Annotated in this window: 27 protein-coding genes; 15 read left to right on the top strand and 12 right to left on the bottom strand. The window is 60.1% G+C overall.

What is annotated here, in order from left to right; translation table 11 throughout:
• Positions 1-12: 12 nt before the first annotated feature.
• The gene (gene ispA / locus B3C1_RS11150; RefSeq protein ID WP_008484894.1) at positions 13-894 is read right to left on the bottom strand and encodes a (2E,6E)-farnesyl diphosphate synthase; all 882 of its coding nucleotides are present in this window, start codon (positions 892-894) and stop codon (positions 13-15) included.
• Positions 891-1,130 (bottom strand): exodeoxyribonuclease VII small subunit, encoded by a 240-nt coding sequence (locus B3C1_RS11145; protein ID WP_008484893.1) that lies wholly within the window; start codon positions 1,128-1,130, stop codon positions 891-893. Before B3C1_RS11145 ends, ispA begins: the two co-directional genes overlap by 4 nt.
• A 178-nt stretch (positions 1,131-1,308) precedes the next feature.
• On the opposite strand from B3C1_RS11145, the gene pomA reads away from it, so the two are divergent.
• From pomA to thiI, 3 genes are all read left to right on the top strand, one after another.
• Positions 1,309-2,073, top strand: coding sequence for a flagellar motor protein PomA (gene pomA, locus B3C1_RS11140; protein WP_008484892.1), 765 nt, complete (start codon positions 1,309-1,311; stop codon positions 2,071-2,073).
• A 3-nt stretch (positions 2,074-2,076) separates the two neighbouring features.
• On the top strand, positions 2,077-3,000 hold the full coding sequence (locus B3C1_RS11135; protein WP_035481904.1) for a flagellar motor protein MotB: 924 nt from the start codon (positions 2,077-2,079) through the stop codon (positions 2,998-3,000).
• A gap of 73 nt (positions 3,001-3,073) precedes the next feature.
• Positions 3,074-4,525 (top strand): tRNA uracil 4-sulfurtransferase ThiI, encoded by a 1,452-nt coding sequence (gene thiI, locus B3C1_RS11130; RefSeq protein WP_008484888.1) that lies wholly within the window; start codon positions 3,074-3,076, stop codon positions 4,523-4,525.
• Positions 4,526-4,552: 27 nt separating this feature from the next.
• Here the strand turns inward: thiI and B3C1_RS11125 are convergent, their stop codons facing one another.
• The 9 genes from B3C1_RS11125 to B3C1_RS11085 form a co-directional block, all read right to left on the bottom strand.
• On the bottom strand, positions 4,553-5,122 hold the full coding sequence (locus tag B3C1_RS11125) for a DJ-1 family glyoxalase III (protein WP_008484887.1): 570 nt from the start codon (positions 5,120-5,122) through the stop codon (positions 4,553-4,555).
• On the bottom strand, positions 5,119-5,925 hold the full coding sequence (locus tag B3C1_RS11120; RefSeq protein WP_008484886.1) for a ketopantoate reductase family protein: 807 nt from the start codon (positions 5,923-5,925) through the stop codon (positions 5,119-5,121). The genes B3C1_RS11125 and B3C1_RS11120 overlap by 4 nt, the downstream gene beginning before the upstream one ends.
• The gene (locus B3C1_RS11115) at positions 5,904-6,257 is read right to left on the bottom strand and encodes a VanZ family protein (protein ID WP_035481902.1); all 354 of its coding nucleotides are present in this window, start codon (positions 6,255-6,257) and stop codon (positions 5,904-5,906) included. The genes B3C1_RS11120 and B3C1_RS11115 overlap by 22 nt, the downstream gene beginning before the upstream one ends.
• Positions 6,258-6,334: 77 nt before the next feature.
• The gene (locus B3C1_RS11110; RefSeq protein ID WP_008484883.1) at positions 6,335-7,579 is read right to left on the bottom strand and encodes an AmpG family muropeptide MFS transporter; all 1,245 of its coding nucleotides are present in this window, start codon (positions 7,577-7,579) and stop codon (positions 6,335-6,337) included.
• A gap of 72 nt (positions 7,580-7,651) precedes the next feature.
• On the bottom strand, positions 7,652-8,002 hold the full coding sequence (locus B3C1_RS11105; RefSeq protein ID WP_008484882.1) for a hypothetical protein: 351 nt from the start codon (positions 8,000-8,002) through the stop codon (positions 7,652-7,654).
• A gap of 75 nt (positions 8,003-8,077) precedes the next feature.
• Positions 8,078-8,671: a peptidylprolyl isomerase gene (locus B3C1_RS11100; RefSeq protein ID WP_008484881.1), complete on the bottom strand. Its 594-nt coding sequence runs from the start codon at positions 8,669-8,671 to the stop codon at positions 8,078-8,080.
• A 25-nt stretch (positions 8,672-8,696) separates the two neighbouring features.
• On the bottom strand, positions 8,697-9,671 hold the full coding sequence (locus B3C1_RS11095) for a class II glutamine amidotransferase domain-containing protein (protein ID WP_008484880.1): 975 nt from the start codon (positions 9,669-9,671) through the stop codon (positions 8,697-8,699).
• A 37-nt stretch (positions 9,672-9,708) separates the two neighbouring features.
• On the bottom strand, positions 9,709-10,245 hold the full coding sequence (locus B3C1_RS11090; protein ID WP_008484879.1) for a YajG family lipoprotein: 537 nt from the start codon (positions 10,243-10,245) through the stop codon (positions 9,709-9,711).
• Positions 10,242-11,390 (bottom strand): methyltransferase, encoded by a 1,149-nt coding sequence (locus B3C1_RS11085; RefSeq protein WP_008484878.1) that lies wholly within the window; start codon positions 11,388-11,390, stop codon positions 10,242-10,244. Before B3C1_RS11085 ends, B3C1_RS11090 begins: the two co-directional genes overlap by 4 nt.
• Between B3C1_RS11085 and B3C1_RS11080 the strand changes: the two genes are divergently transcribed.
• The 10 genes from B3C1_RS11080 (at position 11,385) to nqrM (ending at position 19,718) form a co-directional block, all read left to right on the top strand.
• Positions 11,385-11,996 carry an alpha-ketoglutarate-dependent dioxygenase AlkB family protein gene (locus B3C1_RS11080; RefSeq protein ID WP_008484877.1) on the top strand — a complete coding sequence of 204 codons (612 nt, stop codon included), beginning with the start codon at positions 11,385-11,387 and terminating at the stop codon, positions 11,994-11,996. The two genes, B3C1_RS11085 and B3C1_RS11080, sit on opposite strands and share 6 nt — an antisense overlap.
• Positions 11,997-12,037: 41 nt before the next feature.
• On the top strand, positions 12,038-12,355 hold the full coding sequence (gene bolA / locus B3C1_RS11075) for a transcriptional regulator BolA (RefSeq protein WP_008484876.1): 318 nt from the start codon (positions 12,038-12,040) through the stop codon (positions 12,353-12,355).
• 284 nt (positions 12,356-12,639) lie between these two features.
• Complete coding sequence (locus B3C1_RS11070; RefSeq protein ID WP_008484874.1) at positions 12,640-13,977, top strand: Na(+)-translocating NADH-quinone reductase subunit A; 1,338 nt, start codon at positions 12,640-12,642, stop codon at positions 13,975-13,977.
• A 2-nt stretch (positions 13,978-13,979) separates the two neighbouring features.
• On the top strand, positions 13,980-15,182 hold the full coding sequence (locus B3C1_RS11065; protein ID WP_008484872.1) for an NADH:ubiquinone reductase (Na(+)-transporting) subunit B: 1,203 nt from the start codon (positions 13,980-13,982) through the stop codon (positions 15,180-15,182).
• A complete protein-coding gene (locus B3C1_RS11060; RefSeq protein ID WP_008484870.1) occupies positions 15,175-15,963 on the top strand; it encodes a Na(+)-translocating NADH-quinone reductase subunit C in 789 nt (262 codons plus the stop codon). The genes B3C1_RS11065 and B3C1_RS11060 overlap by 8 nt, the downstream gene beginning before the upstream one ends.
• Complete coding sequence (locus B3C1_RS11055; RefSeq protein WP_008484869.1) at positions 15,956-16,588, top strand: NADH:ubiquinone reductase (Na(+)-transporting) subunit D; 633 nt, start codon at positions 15,956-15,958, stop codon at positions 16,586-16,588. The genes B3C1_RS11060 and B3C1_RS11055 overlap by 8 nt, the downstream gene beginning before the upstream one ends.
• 5 nt (positions 16,589-16,593) lie before the next feature.
• Positions 16,594-17,190 (top strand): NADH:ubiquinone reductase (Na(+)-transporting) subunit E, encoded by a 597-nt coding sequence (nqrE, locus tag B3C1_RS11050; protein ID WP_008484868.1) that lies wholly within the window; start codon positions 16,594-16,596, stop codon positions 17,188-17,190.
• Between the two features lie 39 nt (positions 17,191-17,229).
• On the top strand, positions 17,230-18,453 hold the full coding sequence (nqrF, locus tag B3C1_RS11045) for an NADH:ubiquinone reductase (Na(+)-transporting) subunit F (protein WP_008484867.1): 1,224 nt from the start codon (positions 17,230-17,232) through the stop codon (positions 18,451-18,453).
• A 6-nt stretch (positions 18,454-18,459) separates the two neighbouring features.
• On the top strand, positions 18,460-19,482 hold the full coding sequence (locus B3C1_RS11040) for an FAD:protein FMN transferase (protein WP_008484866.1): 1,023 nt from the start codon (positions 18,460-18,462) through the stop codon (positions 19,480-19,482).
• Positions 19,482-19,718 (top strand): (Na+)-NQR maturation NqrM, encoded by a 237-nt coding sequence (gene nqrM, locus B3C1_RS11035; RefSeq protein WP_008484865.1) that lies wholly within the window; start codon positions 19,482-19,484, stop codon positions 19,716-19,718. Before B3C1_RS11040 ends, nqrM begins: the two co-directional genes overlap by 1 nt.
• Positions 19,719-19,730: 12 nt before the next feature.
• On the opposite strand, the gene B3C1_RS11030 is transcribed toward nqrM, so the two are convergent.
• The gene (locus B3C1_RS11030; RefSeq protein WP_008484864.1) at positions 19,731-20,009 is read right to left on the bottom strand and encodes a hypothetical protein; all 279 of its coding nucleotides are present in this window, start codon (positions 20,007-20,009) and stop codon (positions 19,731-19,733) included.
• A 70-nt stretch (positions 20,010-20,079) separates the two neighbouring features.
• Between B3C1_RS11030 and B3C1_RS11025 the strand changes: the two genes are divergently transcribed.
• Complete coding sequence (locus B3C1_RS11025; protein WP_008484863.1) at positions 20,080-20,850, top strand: helix-turn-helix domain-containing protein; 771 nt, start codon at positions 20,080-20,082, stop codon at positions 20,848-20,850.
• A 96-nt stretch (positions 20,851-20,946) separates the two neighbouring features.
• Positions 20,947-22,161 (top strand): alkaline phosphatase family protein, encoded by a 1,215-nt coding sequence (locus B3C1_RS11020; RefSeq protein WP_008484862.1) that lies wholly within the window; start codon positions 20,947-20,949, stop codon positions 22,159-22,161.
• Positions 22,162-22,195: the final 34 nt, after the last annotated feature.

Genomic DNA, 22,195 nt, shown 5'->3' with positions numbered 1-22,195 from the left:
GTGCTGGCGATGTTAACGCTCGCGGGTAATGACGTAGCGGGCGAGGGCAGCTAGATGTTCGCTATTGTAGGGCAATGACGCCAGGCAGGACAGGGCTTCGTCCACCAAAGACTGGGCCATGGTTTTGGCCTGGTTCAGTCCCAGCAGGGCCGGGTAGGTGGCCTTGTCATCCCGCTGGTCCTTGCCTTGGGTCTTGCCCAGTACCTGGGTGTCGGCGGTAATGTCGAGGATATCGTCCTGTACCTGGAAGGCCAGGCCCAGTTTCTCGGCAAAGGTAGCAAGCGACTGATATTGGGCATCACTGATGCCCGCCGCCAGGGCTGGCAGCAAAACGCTGGCCCGGATCAGGGCGCCGGTCTTGTGGGCGTGGACCTGTTCCAGGGCCTTAAGGTCAAGGGCCTGGCCGGTGGCGGCGATATCCAGGGCCTGGCCGCCCACCATGCCAGCAAAACCGGCGGCGCGGGACAGCAACAGCAGCAGGGCCTTGAAGGTGGCGGCATCGGCGACCTGGGCCTTGGCCAGCTCTTCAAAGGCCAGGGCCTGCAGGGCGTCACCGGCGAGGATGGCGGTGGCTTCATCGAAGGCCACATGTACCGTCGGCTGGCCACGGCGCAGCTCGTCGTCGTCCATGGCCGGCAGGTCATCGTGGATCAGGGAATAGGCGTGGATACTTTCCACGGCCGCAGCCAGCGGGTCTAGGGCCTCTTCAGCCAGGCCCAACATGGTGCCGGTGCTGTAGACCAGGAAAGGCCTGACCCTTTTGCCCCCCAGCAGCAGGCCGTGGCGCATGGCCCCCAGCAGGCGCGGTGCCAGGGCCGGTTGCTGGTCAAGGCACTGACCGAGATAGTTGTCGATGCGTTGGCGAAAATGCTGTTGCTGGTCCTGCAGGGTCATGCGTCTGGCTCGCTGGCAAAGGGGGCCAGAGTTTGGCCATCACCCAGCAGCATCTGTACCTTCTGCTCGGCCGCCTTGAGCTTTTGTTCGCTTTCCCGGCTCAGTGCTACGCCACGTTCAAACTGGCGCAAAGCCTCGTCCAGGCTGAGTTCGCCCTGTTCGAGCTGGGTGACCACAGCCTCCAATTCCTTGAGGTTCTCTTCAAAGGTCATGTTTTCCGGCTGCTTTTTTGCCATCTTTTACCCTTAAGTCCTGGCCGCATGCGGTCGATGAAGGTTTGGGCGCACAAATTACTGCCAAGCAGGCGCGAACGCAAACTTCTGCCCTTGTCCTTGGGGGGCTGTCACGCAAAAATAGCTGCTGCCACGCTATAACGTAATGCGACAAGCGTAAAGTTTTTGGGAGAGGTATCCTTTGGATCTGGCAACACTTATTGGCATTATCGGGGCCTTCGCCTTCATCGTCATGGCTATGCTGCAAGGCGGTGAACTGGGCAGCTTCTACGATACCCCCTCAGTCCTCATCGTGATCGCCGGCTCTCTGTGCGTGGTGTTGATGAAGTTCAACATGGGACAGTTTTTTGGCGCGACCAAGATTGCCATGAAGGCTTTCATGTTCAAGCTGGAAAAGCCGGAGGAGTTGATCGAGAAAGCCGTGGAGATGGCCGACGCTGCCCGTAAAGGCGGCTTCCTTGCCCTGGAAGAGGCGGAGGTCAATAACAGCTTTTTCCGCAAGGGCATAGACCTGTTGGTGGACGGCCACGACGCCGAAGTGGTGCGTGACAACCTCAATAAGGACATCGACGAAACCACAGAGCGCCACCTGCGCGGCATGGCGGTATTTAGGGCCATGGCCGACGTGGCCCCGGCCATGGGCATGATAGGCACCCTGATCGGCCTGGTGGCCATGCTCAAGAACATGGATGACCCCAAAGCCATAGGCCCGGCCATGGCGGTGGCTTTGTTGACTACCCTCTATGGCGCCGTGTTGGCCAACATGGTGGCCACCCCCATCGCCGACAAGCTGGCGCTGCGCATGAACGAAGAAATGCTCAACCGCCGCCTTATCCTCGACGCCGTCATGGGCATCCAGGCCGGCCTTAACCCCCGTGTTATCGAAGGCATGCTCAAGAACTACCTGGCCGAGTCCAAGCGCCAGGTGAAGACTACGGACGATTAAGGCATGAGCAACGGACCCAAGTGCAAGTGCCCGCCACCGGGGTTGCCGCCCTGGATGGGCACCTTTGCCGACCTGATGTCATTGCTGATGTGCTTTTTCGTGCTGCTGCTGTCTTTTTCCGAGATGGACGTGCTCAAGTTCAAGCAGATCGCCGGCTCCATGAAGTACGCCTTCGGTGTGCAAAACCGGGTGGAGGTCAAAGACATCCCCAAGGGTACCTCGGTGATCGCCCAGGAGTTCAGTCCCGGCAAGCCTGAGCCTACCCCTATCGAAACCATCCAACAACAGACCATGGAAATGACTGAGCAGAGCCTGGAATTCCAGGACGGCGAAAGTCAGTACGTAGGCGGCCAAACCAAGCAGCGGGACAACAAGGTGGGCGGCGAGTCTGCCAGTGCCGGCTCAGAGAGCAGCACCAGCGAACCCCAGGAACAGCAAGAGCAGATGAACGAGCTGGCCCGCAACATGGCCCAGGCGCTGAACGCCGAGATCATGGACGGCGCCATAGAACTGGAGGCCCTGGGCCAACAGATCGTCATCCGTATTCGTGAAAAAGGCTCCTTCCCTTCCGGCTCGGCCTTCCTGCAACCCAAGTTCAGGCCGATCATCCGCGAGATAGGGCAGCTGCTCAAAGACGTGCCAGGAGAGATCACAGTGTCGGGCCATACCGACGATCTCAAGGTGCACTCAGAGCTGTACAGTTCCAACTGGGATCTGTCCATCCAGCGGGCCCTGGCGGTGACAGACGAGCTGCTGAAGGTGGACGGCTTGGATCATAACCGCTTGGTTGTACGGGGCTTTGCCGACACTAAACCCATAAAGCCCAACGTCTCCGAAGACAACCGCCGTATCAACCGGCGGGTGGAGATCGCCATCAACCAGGGCAAGCCGAAGATCACCGACGAGATCCCTGCCGACCAGCCCTGAGCAGCTGTGGGGTGAAAGCAAAGCGGCGTGCGGGTATAATCCGCACGCTTTTTGCGTCTGTCAGGGTAATCTCGTGAAGTTCATCATCAAGCTCCATCCGGAAATCACCATCAAGAGCAAGTCGGTCAGGCTGCGCTTTATCAAGTTGCTGGAGTCCAACCTACGGGTGGCCCTGCGCCGGGTGGAGGAAGAAACCAAGGTTGACCGGTTCTGGGACAAGCTGGAACTGAGGGTCCCTGACAGTGCAGACCGGGCGCAGGTGATTGAGAAGATCTGCTCCACCCCAGGTGTGGCTCACGCCCTGGAAGTGGCCGAGCATCCCTTCAGCTCCCTTCATGACATCTACGAAGTGGCCCAGGCCGCCTGGGGCCATACCCTGGCCGGCAAAACCTTCTGTGTGCGGGTCAAACGCAGCGGCAAACACGAATTCAGCTCCATCGAGGTGGAACGCTACGTAGGGGGCGGCCTTAACCAGAACAACGCCACCGGCGGTGTGCGCCTGAAAAACCCCGACATTACCCTGAACCTGGAGATTGAAGGGGACAAGGTCTACCTGGTCAGCGCTCGCCACCGTGGTCTGGGGGGCTTTCCCATCAAGACCCAGGAAGACCTGCTCAGCCTTATCTCCGGCGGCTTTGACTCCGGTGTGGCCAGCTACCAGGCCATTCGCCGTGGCTCGCGCACCCATTACTGCTTTTTCAACCTCGGCGGTAATGCCCACGAAATTGGCACCAAGCAGATGGCCTACCATCTGTGGGACCGCTTCGGTGCCTCCCACAGGGTCAAATTCATCACAGTGCCCTTTGAAGGGGTGGTGGGGGAGATCCTCGAGAAGATTGACGACGGCCTGATGGGCGTCGTGTTGAAAAGGATGATGATGCGCGCCGCCGCCAAGGTAGCCGAACGCATGGGCATCCAGGCCCTGGTCACAGGTGAGGCGGTGGGTCAGGTGTCCAGCCAGACCCTCACCAACCTGACGGTGATCGAGCGCGCCGTCGACACCCTGATCCTGCGGCCGCTGATCTTCACCGACAAGCAGGATATCGTCGATACCGCCCGGGCCATCGGCACCTTCGAGATCGCCGAGACCATGCCGGAATTCTGCGGCGTGATCTCCAAGAACCCCAACGTCAGGGCCGACATCAAGAAGGTGGAAGCCACCGAGGAAGATTTTGATTTCGCGGTGCTGGAGCAGGCCCTGGCCGACGCCAAGGTCATGGATATCCGCGACATCGCCCAGGAAGCCGACGAACGAGTGGTGGAAGTGGAAGCCTTCAGCCAGGTGCCAAAGGATGGGGTTATCCTCGACATTCGCGCCCCGGACGAAGAAGAAGACAGCCCCCTGGAGCTGGACGGGGTCGAGGTCAAGACGCTGCCCTTCTACAAGCTGGCCACCCAGTTTGGCGACCTGCCCAAAGACCGGCTCTATTACCTCTACTGCGCCAAGGGTGTGATGAGCAAGCTCCAGGCCCTGTACCTGCAGGAGCAGGGCTTCAACAATGTGCGGGTCTACCGGCCCCACTGAAAAAGGCGCCTTGGGGCGCCTTTTTTGTCAGGGCAGCACCAGGGGCGCGGCGATGCGCTGGGCCACATCTTCCCCAGCCAATACCTCTATGATGGACAGGGCGAACAGCATGGCGGTACCCGGGCCTTGGCTGGTGATCAACCGGTGACGGTAGTCGGTAACGGTCAGGGCGTCGGCCTTGAGGCCCTGTGCAGGTAGGCGGTCGTGGAAGCCGGGGTGCCCCGTCACCTGGGCCTTGTCGGGCAACAGGCCATGGGTCTTAAGTACCAACACCGGCGCCGTATCCATGGCGGCCAACCAGCGGCCGGCCTTCTGCCTGGCCTGCAGGCTGGCCACCAGGGCGCCATGTTGGGCCAGGCGTTCGGTGCCTTCCAGGCCACCTGGGAGGATCAAGATATCGGGACGCTCGGCCTCGCTTGGGTCCTGGGGCCAGAGGCGATCGGCCTTCAAGGTTACCCGGCGGGCGCAGCTCACTTCCAATTCGTCTTCCATGCTGACGATGTCGGTGTCGATACCGGCGCGGCGCAGCACATTGGCTACCCCCACCACTTCCAATTCTTCCGAGCCCTTGGCGCAGGCTATCCAGGCGGCGCTCATGTGGTCAGCTCCCTGATCTGTTGCCACAGCAGCCTATGCAAAGGGGCGGGCAGCTGGTGGTGTTGGGCCTTTTCACAAAGATAGCCGTTGATGGCGTCGACCTCGGTTTTTCTGCCAGCCTGGCGATCGGCCAGCATGGAAGAGGTGTTGGCGGCGGTGGCTTGTGCCACCGCCAGAATGTTATCCAGCAGCTCTTGGGCAGTGCAGGCCAAACCTTCGTGTTGCAGCACCGGCGTCATTTCCGCTATCAGGGCAATGATTTCCTGGCGGTATTGGCTTGCCAGCAAGGCGCCGTTAGGCACCTGATCCCGGGCGGTCAGGGGGTTGATGACGGCATTGATGGCCAGCTTTTGCAGTAAGGGTTCCATCACCTGGGGGAAGTACCTGGCTGGGGGCAGGGCCCGATGCAGGGCCCAATGGACCTGTGGCAGGGCCTGGAGGCTGCCACTGACCTGGCCATAACCGCAATGGCCCCGGCCTGTCATCAGCACCTGCTCACCCTGGCGTTTGGCGCCATAGGTTGTGGTGCCAAGGAACAAGGGGTTGCTGAGGCGCTGGGCCAGCCGTTCGTGTGGGCCAAGGCCGTTACAGAGCAATACCAGGGGCAGTTCCGGGCGGGGAGCCAGGGCCGCCAGGGCCAATTCTGCCTGGTGGCTCTTGGTGCAGACCAACCACAGGTCGGCATCCTGCGCTTTCGGATGGGGGGGGCGCCCTTTTAGGCAAACATCGATGTCTTGGTCAGCCAGGCGCTTGGCGATAAGGCGCCCTATGGCGCCGTCTCCTAGGATCCCGACCGTCGCCATTTGCTCACCAAGGCCACCAGCAGGTAGGCCAGGCCTATACCCACCAGATCGGCGCTCCAGTCGCGGATACTGGCTTCACGGTAGGACAGGTACCATTGCACCACTTCGATAAGAGCGCCATAGCCGGCCAGGGCCAGCATCTGCGGCCACAAGGGGCGGCGCCAGGCGCCGAAGGCCAACAGGCTCAACACGAAAAAGGCCAAAGAGTGCATTACCTTGTCGCCCCCTGGCTGGGGGTAACTGGATTTGGTAATGGCGAGCATGGCCGTAGCCAATACGGCTAGGGCCAGGAGTAATTGGTAGGTTCTAGGTGAGATCAGCACAGCCTGCATCCGCTCTCCGCTTGGTTATCTGGTGCCATTGTAAACTAGTGCCCCGGCCCTGGCTCAAGGGTGAACGGCCGCAAAGCTTAATCGGCCCGCCTCTTCCAGGGAGCGACCCAGGGCAGCAGCAGCAGGCCGGGCAGTGCCACCACCATGCACAGCATGAAAAACAGCGGCCAGCCCATGGCCTCCACCATAAAACCGGTACCGGCATTGGCCAGCACCCTGGGCACGGCGGTCAGGGCGGTGAGCAAGGCCAACTGGGTGGCCAGGTAAGTACGGCTGGCCTCCCGGGCGATAAAGGCGGTGAGGGCGGCGGCCCCCAGGCCGACGCCGAAGTATTCGGCCGCCACCACGCCCCCCAGCCACCAGAGGTTGCGTGCCTCGGGAGCAAGGGACGACAGCAGGGCATAGCCGGCGATGCTGGCCACCTGGATCAGGCCAAAGAGCCACAGTGAGCGGTTGATGCCGATCTTGAGCATCACCAGCCCCCCCAACAGGCTGCCGACAAGCACAGGCCAAAGCGCCGCATGCTTGGCCACCAGCCCTATTTCGGACTTGGTGTAGCCCATATCCAGGTAGAAGGGGGTTTGCAGGGCTACCGCCATGTTGTCCCCCAGTTTGTAGAGCACCATAAACACCAGGATAAGCAGGGCCTGGCGCCCACCTAGACGGTCAAAAAACTCGGCAAAAGGCTCCACTACCGCTTGGTAAAGCTTCATGGGGTGGCGGTCGTGGTTGGGTTCGTCGGCGATGGCGGTCAGCACTAGGCCAACGGCCATAAAGGCGGCGGTTATTAAAAAGACGCTGGACCAGGGCAGGTGATCGGCGAGGATCAGGGAAAGGGAGCCCGGCACCAGGCCGGCCAGGCGGTAGGCATTGACATGTACGGCGTTGCCCAGGCCCAGCTCCCGATCTGGCAGTATTTCCCGGCGATAGGCGTCGATGACAATGTCCTGGGAGGCGGAAAAAACGGCCACCAATATAGAGGCGATCACCACCAGGGTCAGGCTGTGCTGGGGATCGATAAAGGCGAAAGAAGCCAGAGACAGCAGCAGGCCCAACTGGGTCAGCAGCATCCAGCCCCGGCGCAGCCCCAGCAAGGGCAGCTCAAACCTGTCCATCAATGGGGACCAGAGGAATTTCCAGGTGTAGGGGAACTGCACCAGGGCCAGCAGCCCAATGGTGCCCAAGTCCACGTCCAGGTCCCTCAGCCAGCCCGGTACCAATTGGAACAGGAAGAACAGCGGCAGGCCCGAGGCAAAGCCGGTCAGGATGCACAGCAACATGCGCCGGGTGAATACCAGTTGCCACCAGGGGGCGTCAGTCAAGGAAGGGCCTTTATGAAATCGTCAAACTATGAGGCAGCAAGGTAAACATCCTTGTGGCTCATGGCAAACCTTTCAGGGCCTAACTGCGATGCCGTCGGGGCGGTATTCAGCTTGGCCCTTTAGAAAGCGGATGCTGGCTTCCAGGTGCTGGCGCAACACCCTGTGGCCACGGAGTTGGTAGGGCTGATGGCGGTGCATCAGCCCCAGCAGGTCCCAAAAGGCCTGTTCCAGCTCAGTGGCCGGACCCTGGGCCGGGCCCAACTGCTGCCAGCTCTCCAACAGATCCCAGACGCGGGCATCCACCTGAGCGGTATCTGACTCGAACGCCAACACCGACTCTGCCAAAGACAGCAGAGCCGGGATCTGGGCCTGCAGAAAGGCGCCAAGGCGCTCTTGCTGATATTGAGATGAGGTATCGATCATATGCCTCAGTATAGGCAGCCAGGTCCCGGCTGCCGCTCCTGAAACGCTCTGTTTAATCTGTCGTCAATCTGGTCCTCAGAGGGGCGGCAAAAGTGTGACCTTGCGCAGTATCACAGGGGCCGAGGGCACGTCGGAAAAACCGGTCTTGGCGTCGAGCTCCGTGGGCACTGCGGCCATGGCTTCCAGCACTTCCAGGCCTTCCACCACCTCGCCGAACACCGCATAGCCCCAGCGACGGGGCGAGGGGTCGAGGCGGTCATTGTTGGCGACATTAAAATAGAACTGGCTGGTGGCGGTGTAGGGCGCGTCCTCCCGGGCCATGGCGATGGTGCCTAGGCTGTTGGAAAGACCGTTCCCTGACTCGTTGAAGATGGGCTCACGGGTCGGGCGTTCGTTGAACTTGAGGTCATAGCCGCCCCCCTGCACCACGAAGTCCTTGATGATACGGTGGAACAGGCTGTCGTTGTAGTGGCCGTCCACGGCGTAGCGCAGGAAATTGTCCACCGTAATGGGGGCCCGGGTACGGTCCAGTTCCACCACCAGGGTGCCCAGGCTGGTTTCCATTTTCACTCTGGGGAAAAGGTTGTCCGGCTGCAGGTCGTCGGTCTTGATGGCGGCCTGGGACAAGGTGCTGGCCAGCAGCAGGAGGGAGGCCAATAAGCGGATCATGGGCAATTCCGTCGCGTAAAAGACCCTAGGTTAGTGCCAAGGGCTTGAAAAGCCAATGTTCTCTGGCAAGGCGCCGACGTCTTTCCTCCGGGTTGAACAGGGCTGCCAGGCCAGGGCGCCCGGCCAGCAGGCTCTGGCGCAACAGCGGCCAGGGGCCACTGCGTTGCCCTCTGGGATAGCCGTCGATGGCGCTGGGCAAAGTGGCCAGTCTGGGCAAGGCCCACTGGGCCAGGCTTAGGCCCTGGCGGGCGGCCTTGTCCTGCCAGTGCCAGCGCCACAGGTGTGCCTGCAAGGCCTGGTCCTGGTGCCAGCGCTCCAGGCGCCAACGTTGCCGGGCCAGGGCCCAGTCGCTGTCACCCAGTAACCAGCGGGCCAGCTTGGGGTTGGGCTCCGGCAATTGGGGCTGGGCTTCGGCTTGCCAATGCCAGTCCAATACCGGCCTGGGATCAGCCGGTTTGGGGGCAGCTTTGTGCTGGTAGGGATAGAGCCGGCCATCTAGCCAATAGTGCTGGCATGGCAGGGCCAACAGTTCCCGGTACAGGCTGTGTTGTTCCAAAGGCGCACCCAGGCTTAACCAATCGAATAGGGATTCGGGGTCCAGGGTCAGGCCGGGAAAGGCCGCCAGGAAGCCGGGGTCGGAGCTGATCAGCCAGCTGTGATGCCAATCGCGCTTGTAGAGCGGGACCAGTCCCAGGCGATCCCCGGCTGCCAGGTAGTGGTTGCCCACCGGCGCCAACAGAGCGAAATGCCCCTGGCAATGGGGCAGGGTAACCAGAGGGGTCTTGAGCAGGGCGCCGATATCGGGTCCGGCCAGGGGCTCACCCAGCAGTAGCGCCGGCCCTTGTGGGCTAGGTGTGAACAGGCTGGCCTGGCTGGCCAGTAACAGGAAGGGGCCCTTTCTTTTGCCTTGGCCCTGGGGCCAACGGGCTAACCAGTTGGCTTTGACGGTGGCCTCTTCCTGAAAACCATTGGGATCGAACAGCAGGGCGACAGCAACCATAGCATTCCAGTGCAAGGGGTCCTGTTGCCAGTGTAGTTCAGCCCTGGAACATCTGGGTCAACTGGGGATCGTTGACCAGGCTGGTCATGGTCTGTTCCAGCAGGCGGTTCAGTTCCCCTTCCAGGCGGCCCAGGTCAGGCCCCAAGGGCGCTTCGAAGGCACCTGTGCTGGTAAAACGCTTGGTCAGAGTGTGGCCGTCTCGCTCGGCATAGACTTCCATCACGACCTTCTGTTGGCTGCTGTGGCTGGCCAGGCCTTCATCCACCACGGCTTGCAAGGTCAGCAAGCGCACAGACAGGCGGGCACCGGTGGCCGGGGTAATGGCGTAGCCTTTGGCGCTCAGGCCTTCTCGCAGGCGTTGGCTAAGGCGCTGAGCCAGGCCAGGATCGCTGGCAATGGCGGCCTTGGCCAGATGCAAAACGGCGTTGTCCGTTCTGTTGTCCTGGAAGTCAAAACGCACCGGGATCAGGCTACTGGCCTGGGTGACGGCCGGTGCGGCAGGGTCCAACCAACTGGTTTGGGGCAGGCTGGCGCAGCCACCGAGCAGCAGCAGGGCCAAAAGCAGGGCTCTCATGAGGTTCTCCTTTTTATTGCTTTAAGTACGATGAACTTGCGATCGGTGGCGACCACCTGGCAGCCCCCGAACAGCTTGCTGAGCTTGATCTGATACCCCAGGTGGCGGTTACCGACGATCCACAGCTGGCCGCCTTGGCGCAGTACCTTGAAGGCGTCTTTGAACATCTGCCAGGCGATATGGTCAGTGACCACCTGTTGCTGGTGGAAAGGCGGGTTGCAAAGCACCAGATCGGCGCTAGCCCGCTCGAAGCCATCCAGGCAGTTGTTGGCGATAAAGTCTGCCGCAACCGTCGGCAGATTGCCCGCCATATTGGCCTTGGCCGATGCCACTGCCAGGTAGGATTCATCCACCAGTTGATAACGGGCTTCGGGGTATTGGCTGGCCATCATCAGTGCCAGCACGCCATTACCACAGCCCAGGTCGATCACCCGGTCAAAACGGCCTTGTGGCAGGTTGGCCAACAGCAGCCGGGCGCCAATATCCAGGCTCTGGCGGGAAAACACATTGGCATGATTGACCAACTGGTAGTCCGTGCCTTCCAGAGGCCAACTCAGGGGGGCCGGCTGGGGCAGGGGAGCCTTGCCGTCACTGCGGCTGACAAAGGCTCTGGCTTTTTTCCAGCCCAGCAGGCGGTCGGTGGGGCCAAGATAGCGACTGAGCAGGGCTTCGGCCCGCTCGGGAATATCCCGGTCGCGGCCGGCAAAGAACACCAGGCTGTCAGGTGCCAGTAGTGGTTTAAGCTTGGCGAGATAAAACTCCAGCATGGACAGCTGTTTAGGCAGGCGCCCCAATACCAGTTGCGGTTGCTGGGGCCAGTCATCCAGAGGGCTTAGCAGCTGCACCTGGGCCAGACCCTGGCGGTTCAGGTTGTGTTCTATTGCCTTGTGGCTAACGTAGGAGTCGTTAACCACGCTAACATGGCTACCGGCCAGGGCGCAGCTAAGGGCGCCGAATTGATCTCCCAGCACCAGAATAGGGCGCTGTGGGTCCAACTGGCTTGCCACCAGGCTTTGCAACAGGTATTCGTCGGCGCTGTCCCAGGCCTGGAGGTCATCCTGGGGGTTGGGAGGGTAGCGCTCGAGAAGGGAAAGATGATGGGTCAAGGCGGGCACGGCCAGCTTCCAGCAAATATAAAGTTGCATTTTGACACATTGGGCCGCAGCGTTCAGCAGTGCCTTGCCCCCGACCAGCTTGCCCTGTGGCCGGCGGTGCTGGACCAGGCCGAGGCCGAGTGCCTGTACGGCCAGCTCAAGGAGCAGCTCAACTGGACCCAGCCTGAGCTCACCGTCTTCGGCAAGAGCCACCCCATTCCGCGCATGCAGGCTTGGGTCGGGGATCCTGAGGCTCACTATACTTATTCTTCCCGGCCCTTTGCACCGGCGCCCTGGCACCCGCTATTGCAGGGATTGGCACAGCAATTGTCGGCTTTTTTCAAACAGCCCTTCAATTCGGTGCTGGCCAACTACTACCGTGACGGTAAAGATCATATGGGCTGGCACAGCGACGATGAGCCGGAACTGGGGCCGGTGATCGCCATGATTAGCCTGGGGGCCCAGCGGGATCTGGCCTTCAGGCCGAGGGGGCCTGGGGCCTCCTTCAAAGTAGCCTTGCCCAGCGGTAGCCTGCTGCTGATGGGCCCAGGGCTGCAGCAGGGCTGGCAACATGGCCTGCCCAACCGCGCCCGGGTTACCGGCGGGCGCATCAGTTTGACCTTTCGTCAGGTCAAGGCCTTGCGTGAGCGGGCCTGAAGGCGTAGAAAGCCATCCCCCAGCAACAAGGAGCCAAACCTATGTCTGTCCAGCGTCATATCGAGGATAAATTGCATGTGGCTTTCCAGCCGGCCCACCTGTCGGTGACCAACGAGTCCTATATGCATGCGGTGCCGGCGGATGCCGAGACCCACTTTAAGGTGGTGATCGTTTCGGGTGAGTTCGAGGGGCAACGGCTGGTCAGCCGCCACCGGGCCGTCAACCAGATCCTGGCCGACGAACTGGCCGGCCCTGTCCATGCGTTGGCACTGCATACTTATACGCCCGAGGAGTGGGAGCAGTACTACGGCCAGGTACCGGCCTCTCCAGCCTGTTTGGGAGGCAGCCGCTTAGGCTGACAAACCTTGCTCTACAAGGGATGGACAAGGCCAATAAAGCAAGAAGGCGGCGCAGATGCGCCGCCTTTGTAATTGTGGCAAGAAGACAGTCTGTACGGGAAAAGTTCCCCAGCGGCGTTTAATAGCCATGGTAACTGTCCGGGAAGGGGTGCTAAAATACGCCGCTTGTAAAAGACCGGAGTTATGACTCCGGCACACAACGCTTTTTCGCCGCCTTGATGAGTCGCGACAGTCGGGGTGGCGGTCAGCCTACAGAATTCCCTTAACTGTTGTGCAAAGTGCGTATGATTACCATCAAGAAAGGACTGGACGTTCCTATCAGCGGAGCGCCTGAGCAAGTGATCCACGATGGTCCAGCCATCAAGACAGTTGCCGTCCTGGGCGAAGAGTACATCGGCATGCGGCCGACCATGCACGTCCGGGAAGGTGATCTTGTCAAGAAAGGCCAGATCATTTTCGATGATAAAAAGAACCCGGGCGTGAAATTCACTGCCCCCGCCGCCGGCAAGGTGGTGGCCATCAACCGTGGCGAAAAGCGTGTGCTGCAGTCTGTTGTCATCGAACTCGATGGCAATGACGAAGTCAGCTTCCAAGCTTTCGACGCCGGTAAACTGGCCAGCCTCGACCGCCAACTGGTGGTGGACCAACTGGTAGAGTCCGGTCTCTGGACCGCCCTGCGTACCCGTCCCTACTCCAAAATCCCCGCCATCGACAGCACCACTGCCGCCATCTTCGTTTCTGCCTTGGATACCAATCCCCTGGCAGCTGATCCGGCCGTTGTCATCAAAGAGCAGCAAGACGCTTTCAATAACGGCCTGGCCGTGCTGTCTGTGCTGAGCGAAGGCAAGGTGTATGTGTCCAAAGCCGCTAACAGCGACATCAAGGCACAGGCGCCCAAGGTGACTTTGGAAGACGTGACTGGCCCGCACCCTGCTGGCCTGGTCGGTACCCAAATCCACAAGCTGTATGGCGCTTCTTCTAGCCGCGTTGCCTGGCACCTGGGTTACCAGGACGTGATCGCCATCGGCAAGCTGTTCGTAGAAGGTAAGCTGGACAGCAGCCGCGTCGTTGCCCTGGCTGGCCCCAGCGTTAAAAAGCCGCGCCTGGTCCGTACCCAACTGGGTGCTAACCTGGCCGAGCTGGTAGCGGGTGAGCTGCACGAAGGCGAAAACCGTGTGGTATCCGGTTCCGTCCTGTCCGGCTCCGTGGCCGCTGGCCCCCACGCCTACCTGGGTCGTTATCACGTTCAGGTCAGCGTGCTGTCCGAAGGTCGTGACAAGGCGTTCCTGGGCTGGGCTACTCCGGGCTCCGACAAGTTCTCCGTGACCCGTGCCTATCTTGGCCACTTTGGCAAGAAGCTGTTCGGCATGAGCACCACCACCAACGGTTCTTCCCGTGCCATGGTGCCAATCGGCAACTATGAGCGCGTGATGCCGCTGGATATCCTGCCGACCCTGCTGCTGCGCGACATCCTGTCCGGTGATACCGACAGTGCGCAACAACTGGGCATCCTCGAACTGGATGAAGAAGATCTGGCGCTCTGTACCTTTGTTTGTCCGGGTAAATACGACTACGGCTCTGCCCTGCGTGCTTGCCTGACCAAAATCGAGAAGGAAGGTTAATCATGGGCCTGAAGAACTTCATCGAGAAAATCGAGCCGCAATTCGAAAAGGGCGGCAAGTACGAGAAGTGGTATGCGCTCTATGAAGCCGTGGCCACCGTACTCTACACCCCCGGCAAGGTAACCCGTGGCCAAACCCACGTTCGTGACGCTATCGACCTGAAGCGCATCATGATCCTGGTGTGGATGTCCGTGTTCCCGGCCATGTTCTACGGCATGTACAACATCGGTCACCAGGCCCAGCAAGCGCTGGCTGCCGGTGCCCAACTGGCTGACATCTGGCAGGTAGGCCTGTTCCACGCCCTGGGCGGTGAACTGAGTGCCAACTCCGGCTGGGCCAGCATGATGTGGTACGGCGCCTGCTTCTTCCTGCCCGTTTATGCCACTGTGTTCGTGGTGGGCGGCTTCTGGGAAGTGCTGTTTGCCTCTATCCGCAAGCACGAAGTCAACGAAGGCTTCTTCGTTACCTCCATCCTGTTTGCCCTGATCCTGCCCCCCACCATTCCCCTGTGGCAAGCTGCCCTGGGTATCACCTTTGGTGTGGTGATGGCCAAGGAGATCTTCGGCGGCACTGGTCGTAACTTCCTGAACCCGGCCCTGGCGGGTCGTGCCTTCCTGTTCTTCGCCTACCCGGCCTTCATGTCTGGCGACACCGTCTGGACCGCCGTTGACGGTTTCTCCGGCGCGACCCAACTGAGCCAGGCTGCTGCCGGCCAGCTGGACTACGCCATGAACGCCGCCTGGTGGGATGCCTTCTACGGCAACATCCAAGGTTCCATGGGTGAAACCTCCACCCTGGCCATCCTGATCGGCGGCCTGGCCATCATCTTCCTGCGCATCGCCTCCTGGCGCATCGTGCTGGGTACCCTGGTGGGCATGGCCGCAACGGCAACCCTGTTCAACCAGATCGGTTCCGACACCAACAGCATGTTCGCCATGCCCTGGTACTGGCACTTGGTGCTTGGTGGCTTTGCCTTCGGCATGATGTTCATGGCGACCGATCCTGTCTCTGCTTCCTTCACTGACAAGGGTAAGTGGGCCTACGGCATCCTCATCGGTGTCATGGTGGTTCTTATCCGTGTGGTTAACCCGGCTTTCCCCGAGGGCATGATGCTGGCCATCCTGTTCGCCAACCTCTTCGCGCCGCTGTTTGACCACTTTGTCGTTCAGGCCAACATCAAGCGGAGGCTCGCGCGCAATGTCTAATGAAAGCATCGGCAAGACCATAGGCGTGGTTCTGGCCATCAGCCTGGTTTGTTCCGTGGTGGTATCCGGTGCCGCCGTGGCCCTCAAGCCGACCCAGCAGCAGAACAAGCAGCTGGACAAGCAACGCAACATCCTGGACGCCGCTGGCCTGTACAAGGCCGGTATGAGCGCCAAGGATATCCGTGAGGCCTATGCCCAGCATATCGAGCCTCGCATCGTTGAGCTGGCCACCGGCAACTACGTGGAAGAAGTCGACGGCAAGAAAGCCGACACCTTCGACCAGCGCAAAGCCTCCAAGGATCCCAAGTTCAATACCGAGATCCCGGCCGGTGAAGACGTTGCCTCCATCAAACGTCGCTCCAACTTTGCCTCCGTTTACCTGGCCAAGGACGATAGTGGCACCGTGACTTCTGTGGTGCTGCCGGTTCACGGCTATGGCCTGTGGTCCATGATGTACGCCTTCGTGGCGGTTCAGCCCGACGGCAACACCGTTTCCGGCCTGACCTACTACGAGCAGGGTGAAACCCCTGGACTGGGCGGCGAAGTGGAAAACCCCACCTGGCGTGGCAAGTGGAAGGGCAAGGAACTGTTCGCTGCTGACGGCAAGCCGGCCATCCAGGTGGTCAAAGGCGGTGCCTCCGGTGACCACCAGATCGACGCCCTGTCCGGCGCTACTCTGACCAGTAACGGTGTACAGCACACCTTTACCTACTGGATGGGTGAGAACGGCTTTGGCCCTTACCTGACCAAGGTCCGTAACGGAGAAGCTAACAATGGCTAACAGCAAAGAAATGAAGAAAGTCCTGCTGGGCCCCATCCTCGCCAACAACCCCATCGCCCTTCAGGTGCTGGGTATCTGTTCGGCGCTGGCGGTAACCGGCCGTATGGACAAAGCCTTCGTCATGTCCCTGGCATTGACTCTGGTAACCGGCTTTTCCAACCTGTTCATCTCGCTGATCCGTAACCACATCCCCAACAGCGTGCGGATCATCGTGCAGATGGCCATCATCGCGTCCTTGGTTATCGTGGTTGACCAGATCCTGCGTGCCTACGCCTATGAGCTCTCCAAGGAGCTGTCGGTGTTCGTCGGCCTTATCATCACCAACTGTATCGTGATGGGCCGTGCCGAAGCCTACGCCATGAAGAGCCCGCCGTTGATGTCCTTCCTGGACGGTATAGGTAACGGCCTGGGCTACGGCGCTCTGCTGATGACCGTTGGCTTTATCCGCGAGCTGCTTGGTTCCGGCACCCTGTTCGGCTTCGAAGTACTGCCGCTCATCAAGAACGGTGGCTGGTACGAAGCCAACGGCCTGCTGCTGTTGCCCCCCAGCGCCTTCTTTATCATCGGCGGCCTGATCTGGGTACTGCGTACCTTCCGCCCTGAGCAAGTAGAGCCTAAGGAGTAATCGCCGTGGAACATTACATCAGCCTTCTGGTTCGCTCCATTTTCATCGAGAACATGGCGCTGTCCTTCTTCCTGGGCATGTGTACCTTCCTGGCCGTGTCCAAGAAGATCTCCACCGCCCTGGGCCTGGGTATTGCCGTTATCGTGGTACTGACCATCTCCGTACCCGTTAACCAACTGGTTACCCATTACATCCTGGCTCCCGATGCCCTGGTCAAAGGCATGGATCTGAGCTTCCTGAGCTTCATCACCTGGATCGGCGTTATCGCCGCCCTGGTGCAGATCCTGGAAATGGTCCTGGATAAGTATGTCCCTGCGCTTTACAACGCCCTGGGCATCTTCCTGCCGCTCATCACCGTAAACTGCGCCATCTTCGGTGCCGTGTCCTTCATGGCCCTGCGCGAGTACACCTTCGGCGAGTCCGTGGTGTTCGGTTTCGGTTCTGGTGTGGGTTGGGCCCTGGCTATCGTGCTGCTGGCCGGTATCCGCGAGAAACTCAAGTATGCCGACATGCCTGAAGGCGTGCGCGGCCTGGGCAGTGTCTTCATCACTGCCGGCCTGATGGCACTGGGTTTCATGTCTTTCTCAGGGGTTCAGTTGTAAGCGCGGCTCTGCCGCGCCCAAAACGCAAAGGATAAGTCGATGGAAATCATTCTCGGCGTAGGTATGTTCACCGTGATCGTCATGGTACTGGTAGCCATTATCCTGGCTGCCCGTGCCAAGCTGGTCTCCAGCGGTGACGTGACCATCACCATCAATAACGATCCGGACAAGGCCATCAAAGTGCCTGCCGGTGGCAAACTGCTGGGCGCCCTGGCCTCCAGCGGTATCTTCGTGTCCTCCGCCTGTGGCGGCGGTGGTACTTGCGGCCAGTGCCGCGTAAAAGTCCACGAAGGCGGCGGCGACATACTGCCGACCGAGCAATCTCACATCAACAAGCGTGAAGCCAACGAAGGCTGCCGCCTGTCCTGTCAGGTTGCTGTGAAGCAAGACATGAACATCGAAGTGCCTGAAGAGATCTTTGGCGTGAAGCAGTGGGAATGCACTGTTATCTCCAACGACAACAAGGCTACCTTCATCAAGGAACTCAAGCTGGGTATCCCTGCCGGTGAGGCTGTGCCTTTCCGTGCCGGTGGTTACATCCAGATCGAGGCGCCGCCGCACCACGTCAAATATAAAGAGTTCGACGTACCGGAGAAATTCCGCCCGGATTGGGAGCGTTTTGGCTTCTTCAACCTCGAATCCAAGGTTGACGACACCACGATCCGCGCCTACTCCATGGCCAACTACCCGGACGAAGCCGGCATCATCATGCTGAACGTGCGTATCGCTACGCCGCCGCCGAACAACCTGAGCCTGCCCTGCGGCAAGATGTCTTCCTACATCTGGTCCCTCAAGGCCGGCGACAAGGTCACCATCTCCGGTCCCTTCGGTGAATTCTTCGCCAAGGACACCGACGCCGAGATGGTCTTCATCGGTGGTGGTGCCGGTATGGCCCCTATGCGTAGCCACATCTTCGACCAGCTGCGTCGTCTCAAGTCCAAGCGTAAGATCACCTTCTGGTACGGTGCCCGTTCCAAGCGTGAAATGTTCTACGTGGAAGACTTCGACATGCTCCAGGCGGAGAACGAGAACTTCAAGTGGCACGTGGCCCTGTCCGATCCTCAGCCCGAGGACAACTGGGACGGCTACACCGGCTTCATCCACAACGTGGTTTACGAGAACCATCTCAAGAACCACGATGCGCCGGAAGATTGCGAGTACTACATGTGTGGTCCGCCGATCATGAACGCCTCCGTCATCAAGATGCTCAAAGACTTGGGCGTCGAAGACGAAAACATCCTGCTTGACGACTTTGGTGGTTAATCACCCATGCGATCCAACGCAGTAATCAAATGGCTGGCCCTCGGGCTAGCCTTTTTATTAGGGGCCTGTTCCCAGCCTCCGGCCGAGGTCAAACTGGCCGGCCGCACCATGGGAACCGGCTATCATGTGAGCTTCTTCCACGACGGCACCCTGGCCCTGCCGGCCGATATCCAGGCCGAGATAGATGCCCGCCTGGTGGAAGTGAACAACCAGATGTCCCACTATCAGGGCGACTCCGAGATCTCCCTTTTCAACGCCTCGACCAGCACCGTCCCCTTCAAGATAAGCCCCGGCTTTGCCAAGGTGGTTGGTGAGGCGCTGCGTATCGGGCGGCTCTCCGGCGGCGCTTATGACATCACCCTTGGGCCCGTGGTCAATCTCTGGAGCTTTGGCCCCGAGAAGCGCCCCGACCAGGTGCCCAGCGACCAGGAACTGGCCCAGCGGCTGTCGGAAGTGGGGCAGGACAAACTGCACCTGTCCGGCAACGAGTTGGTCAAAGACAGGGGCGATATCAACCTCAACCTGTCATCCATCGCCAAGGGCTATGGAGTGGATGTGGTGGCCGAATACCTCGAATCTCTGGGGATTGAGGACTATGTGGTGGAAATCGGTGGTGAGCTCCGTAGCCATGGCAGCAAGCCCCAGCAGCAGCCCTGGCGTATCGCCATCGAAAAGCCCAGTGACGGCGAGCAAGCCATCCAAGAAGTGGTTACCCCCGGCAATATGGCGGTGGCCACCAGCGGTGACTACCGTAACTACTTTGAAGAGAACGGCGTCCGTTACTCCCACCTTATCGACGCCCGTACCGGCAAGCCTATCCAAAACCGCCTGGTGTCGGTTACGGTGCTGGCGCCCAGCTGTATGGAAGCGGACGGCATGTCCACCGCCATCAGCGTGCTGGGGCCTGAGCAGGGGCTGGCGCTGGCCAAGGATCAGGGACTTGCCGTCTTTATGATCGTTAAGACTGACTCCGGCTTCGAAGAGCGTTACACTGACGCCTTCAAACCCTATCTGGTTGCGAGAGACTGATGATGGTTTTTGTGTACACCTTCGGCCTGTTCCTGCTGGTGGTGGCTGCCATGGCAGTGGGCTATATCTTCCAGAAGAAGAGCATTTCCGGATCCTGCGGCGGGATCTCGGGGCTTGGCATGGAAAAAGCCTGTGACTGCCCTGACCCCTGCGACAAACGCAAGGCGCGCATGGCCAAGGAAGAAGCCAAGCGTAAGGCCAAAGAGGCCGTCTGGCAGGAAAACCGCATCCTCTAAGAAAAAGCCCGCTTAAGCGGGCTTTTTTGTGTCTTGACGCAGGCGCTCGATACAAAGGGCCAAGGCCTCTTCCCGGATCCCGAGGATTTCAAATAGCCCCAGGGCATCCAGCGCCGGTAGCAGCTCGCGGGTGTCCATTTCCAGCTGTTGGCGCTGTTCAGCGCCGGTGTTCTTGTCCATCAAGAGCCTCGCATTGTGTAAAAAGGCCCCGACGCTGCCTTTTCGGATACTGAGCCGGTCGTTCAGTGCCAGGCTGTCTTGATCGTCGGCCAATAGCTCACTTGCTTTCATCACTTTCCTCCTTTGAACCGCTAAGATAGCCTGGAAAGCGGTTTGCCCATTATCGACAGGTTGCCAATAAATGTTTCAAATTGGCCAAAAAGCCATGGCGCTCAGCTTTGCCAGCAGCGATCCTGAACAGGCTCTGGAACAACCAGCCGGCCTTCAGCTCTTTGCAGAGCAGGAAGAGGTTGGTTGGCATGCCCACCAAGAGTCGCAGCTGGTCTGGGTGACTCAGGGCTGCATGAGTATGGAAACCAGCAGAGGACGCTGGCTGGTACCGGCCGGACGCATGGGGTGGTTTCCCGGGCGCGAGCCCCATAGGGGCAGGGTACTGAGACCGGCTTCTGGCATCAGCCTCTATGTCCGTCATGATTGGTTGAGCTACCCGACGGTGTTCGACGGCTCCGAGCTTGGCCGCGCCCTGCTCAAGGCCTTGCTGCAGCCGGCAGCGGGGGCTGTGCAGGCTCGCCGCCTGGCTGCCCTGGCTGATGAGGTGCGCCTGGCCAAGGCACTGTCCGTAGGGTTGCCTCTGGCTGGCGCCCCCCGCCTCAAGCGACTCTGTGAAACCCTGGCCCATGACCCTGCCAAAGCTCCTCCTTTGGAGCGGGCGGCTGCCCAGGTGGCCCTGTCCAGGCGCAGCTTTTCGCGCCACTTCAAATTGGAAACCGGTATGAGCTATGGCCAATGGTTGCAGCTGGCCAGGGTGCACCAGAGCCTGGTGCTGCTGGCCGAGGGGGTACGAGTCGGCGATGTCGCCCTGGCAGTGGGCTACGACAGCGTCAGTGCCTTCTGTCAGGCCTTCAGGCAGTTGATGGGGCTGAGCCCAAAGCGATGGCAAAGCGGTGGGTAAACCGTTGATAGCGCTAGGCCAGTCTTTTATCGACTGATGCAATTAATGACATAAGAAATGGATAAAAATGGCTTTTTGGACACAGGAAATGGAACGATGAAAAAAACCTGGCTTAGTCTGGTTATGGCCGGCCTGTTGGGAGGCTGTCAGAGCACCCAGGCCAACCTGCCACCGGCAACGCAGCAAAGTGTAGTGATGATCTCCCTGGACGGATTCCGTTGGGACTACATCGAGAAGCATGGGGCCAGCAATCTGGCCGCCATGGCCCAACAGGGAGTCAGGGCAGAGCAGATGCGCCCGGCTTATCCCACCAAGACCTTCCCCAATCACCTGAGCCTTATCACCGGCCTCTACCCCAGCCACCACGGCATAGTGGACAACCACTTCTGCGACAAAGGCCGCCAACAGTGTTATGCCCTTGGGGATGGCGGTAAGGACAGCACCTGGCTTAAGGGCATGCCCCTTTGGAATCTGGCTGAGCTCAACGGCCTCAAGGCTGCCACCTATTTCTGGCCTGAATCAGACGCCCAGTACGGCGGCATGACCCCCAGCTATTTCTACCATTTCTCCCAGCAGTCCGATTACCACGACAGGGTCAGCCAGATCATCGACTGGCTGAAACTGCCTGCCAACAAGCGTCCCCAATTTGTGGCCGGCTACTTCTCCCTGGTGGACACCATGGGCCATCGTTTCGGCCCCGACGCTCCCCAGACCCATGAAGCTGTGCAGCTGGTCGACGGCCTTATCGGTGAGCTGCGCGAGCGCATTCAAAAGGAAGTGGCCCAACCGGTCAATCTGGTGATTGTTTCCGACCATGGCATGACCGCCGTTGATCCCAAGGCCGCCGTTGACTACCGCCAACTGCCCATTAGTGGCGACTTCAAAGTGGTCAATGCCAGCACCCGCCTGATGCTCTACGCCAAACCCGGGGTGGACGCCGTGGCCATAGCCCGTCAGAAGGCCAAGCTGCAACAAGACCCACGCTTTGTGGTCCGCAGTGACGCCGAACTGGCCGAGCGCCATTACGTTGACAGCCCCCGTATCGCCGACATCATCCTGGAGCTGGCCGCCCCTCGCTTCTTTACCGACAAGGATCTGAAAGACCGTCACGGCGGCGGCAACCACGGCTACAGCTATACCAAGGACATGGGTGCCCTGTTTGTCGCTGAAGGCCCGGCCTTCAAGAAGGGAGTGACATTGGCGCCTTTCGACAACATCGACGTCTACCCCATGGTGGCCAAGGTGTTGGGTATCCCCCTGCTGGCTCCCATCGACGGCGAGATAACCCCTTTGCTGCCGGCCCTCAAGTAAGTAGACAGTAACGAAGAAGGCGGCCTTTGGGCCG

It is taken from the genome of Gallaecimonas xiamenensis 3-C-1, from assembly GCF_000299915.1.
Classification (GTDB): Bacteria; Pseudomonadota; Gammaproteobacteria; order Enterobacterales; family Gallaecimonadaceae; genus Gallaecimonas; species Gallaecimonas xiamenensis.
The sequence above is the reverse complement of the archived record's forward strand: the minus strand, read 5'-3'. Positions and strand labels throughout refer to the sequence as shown.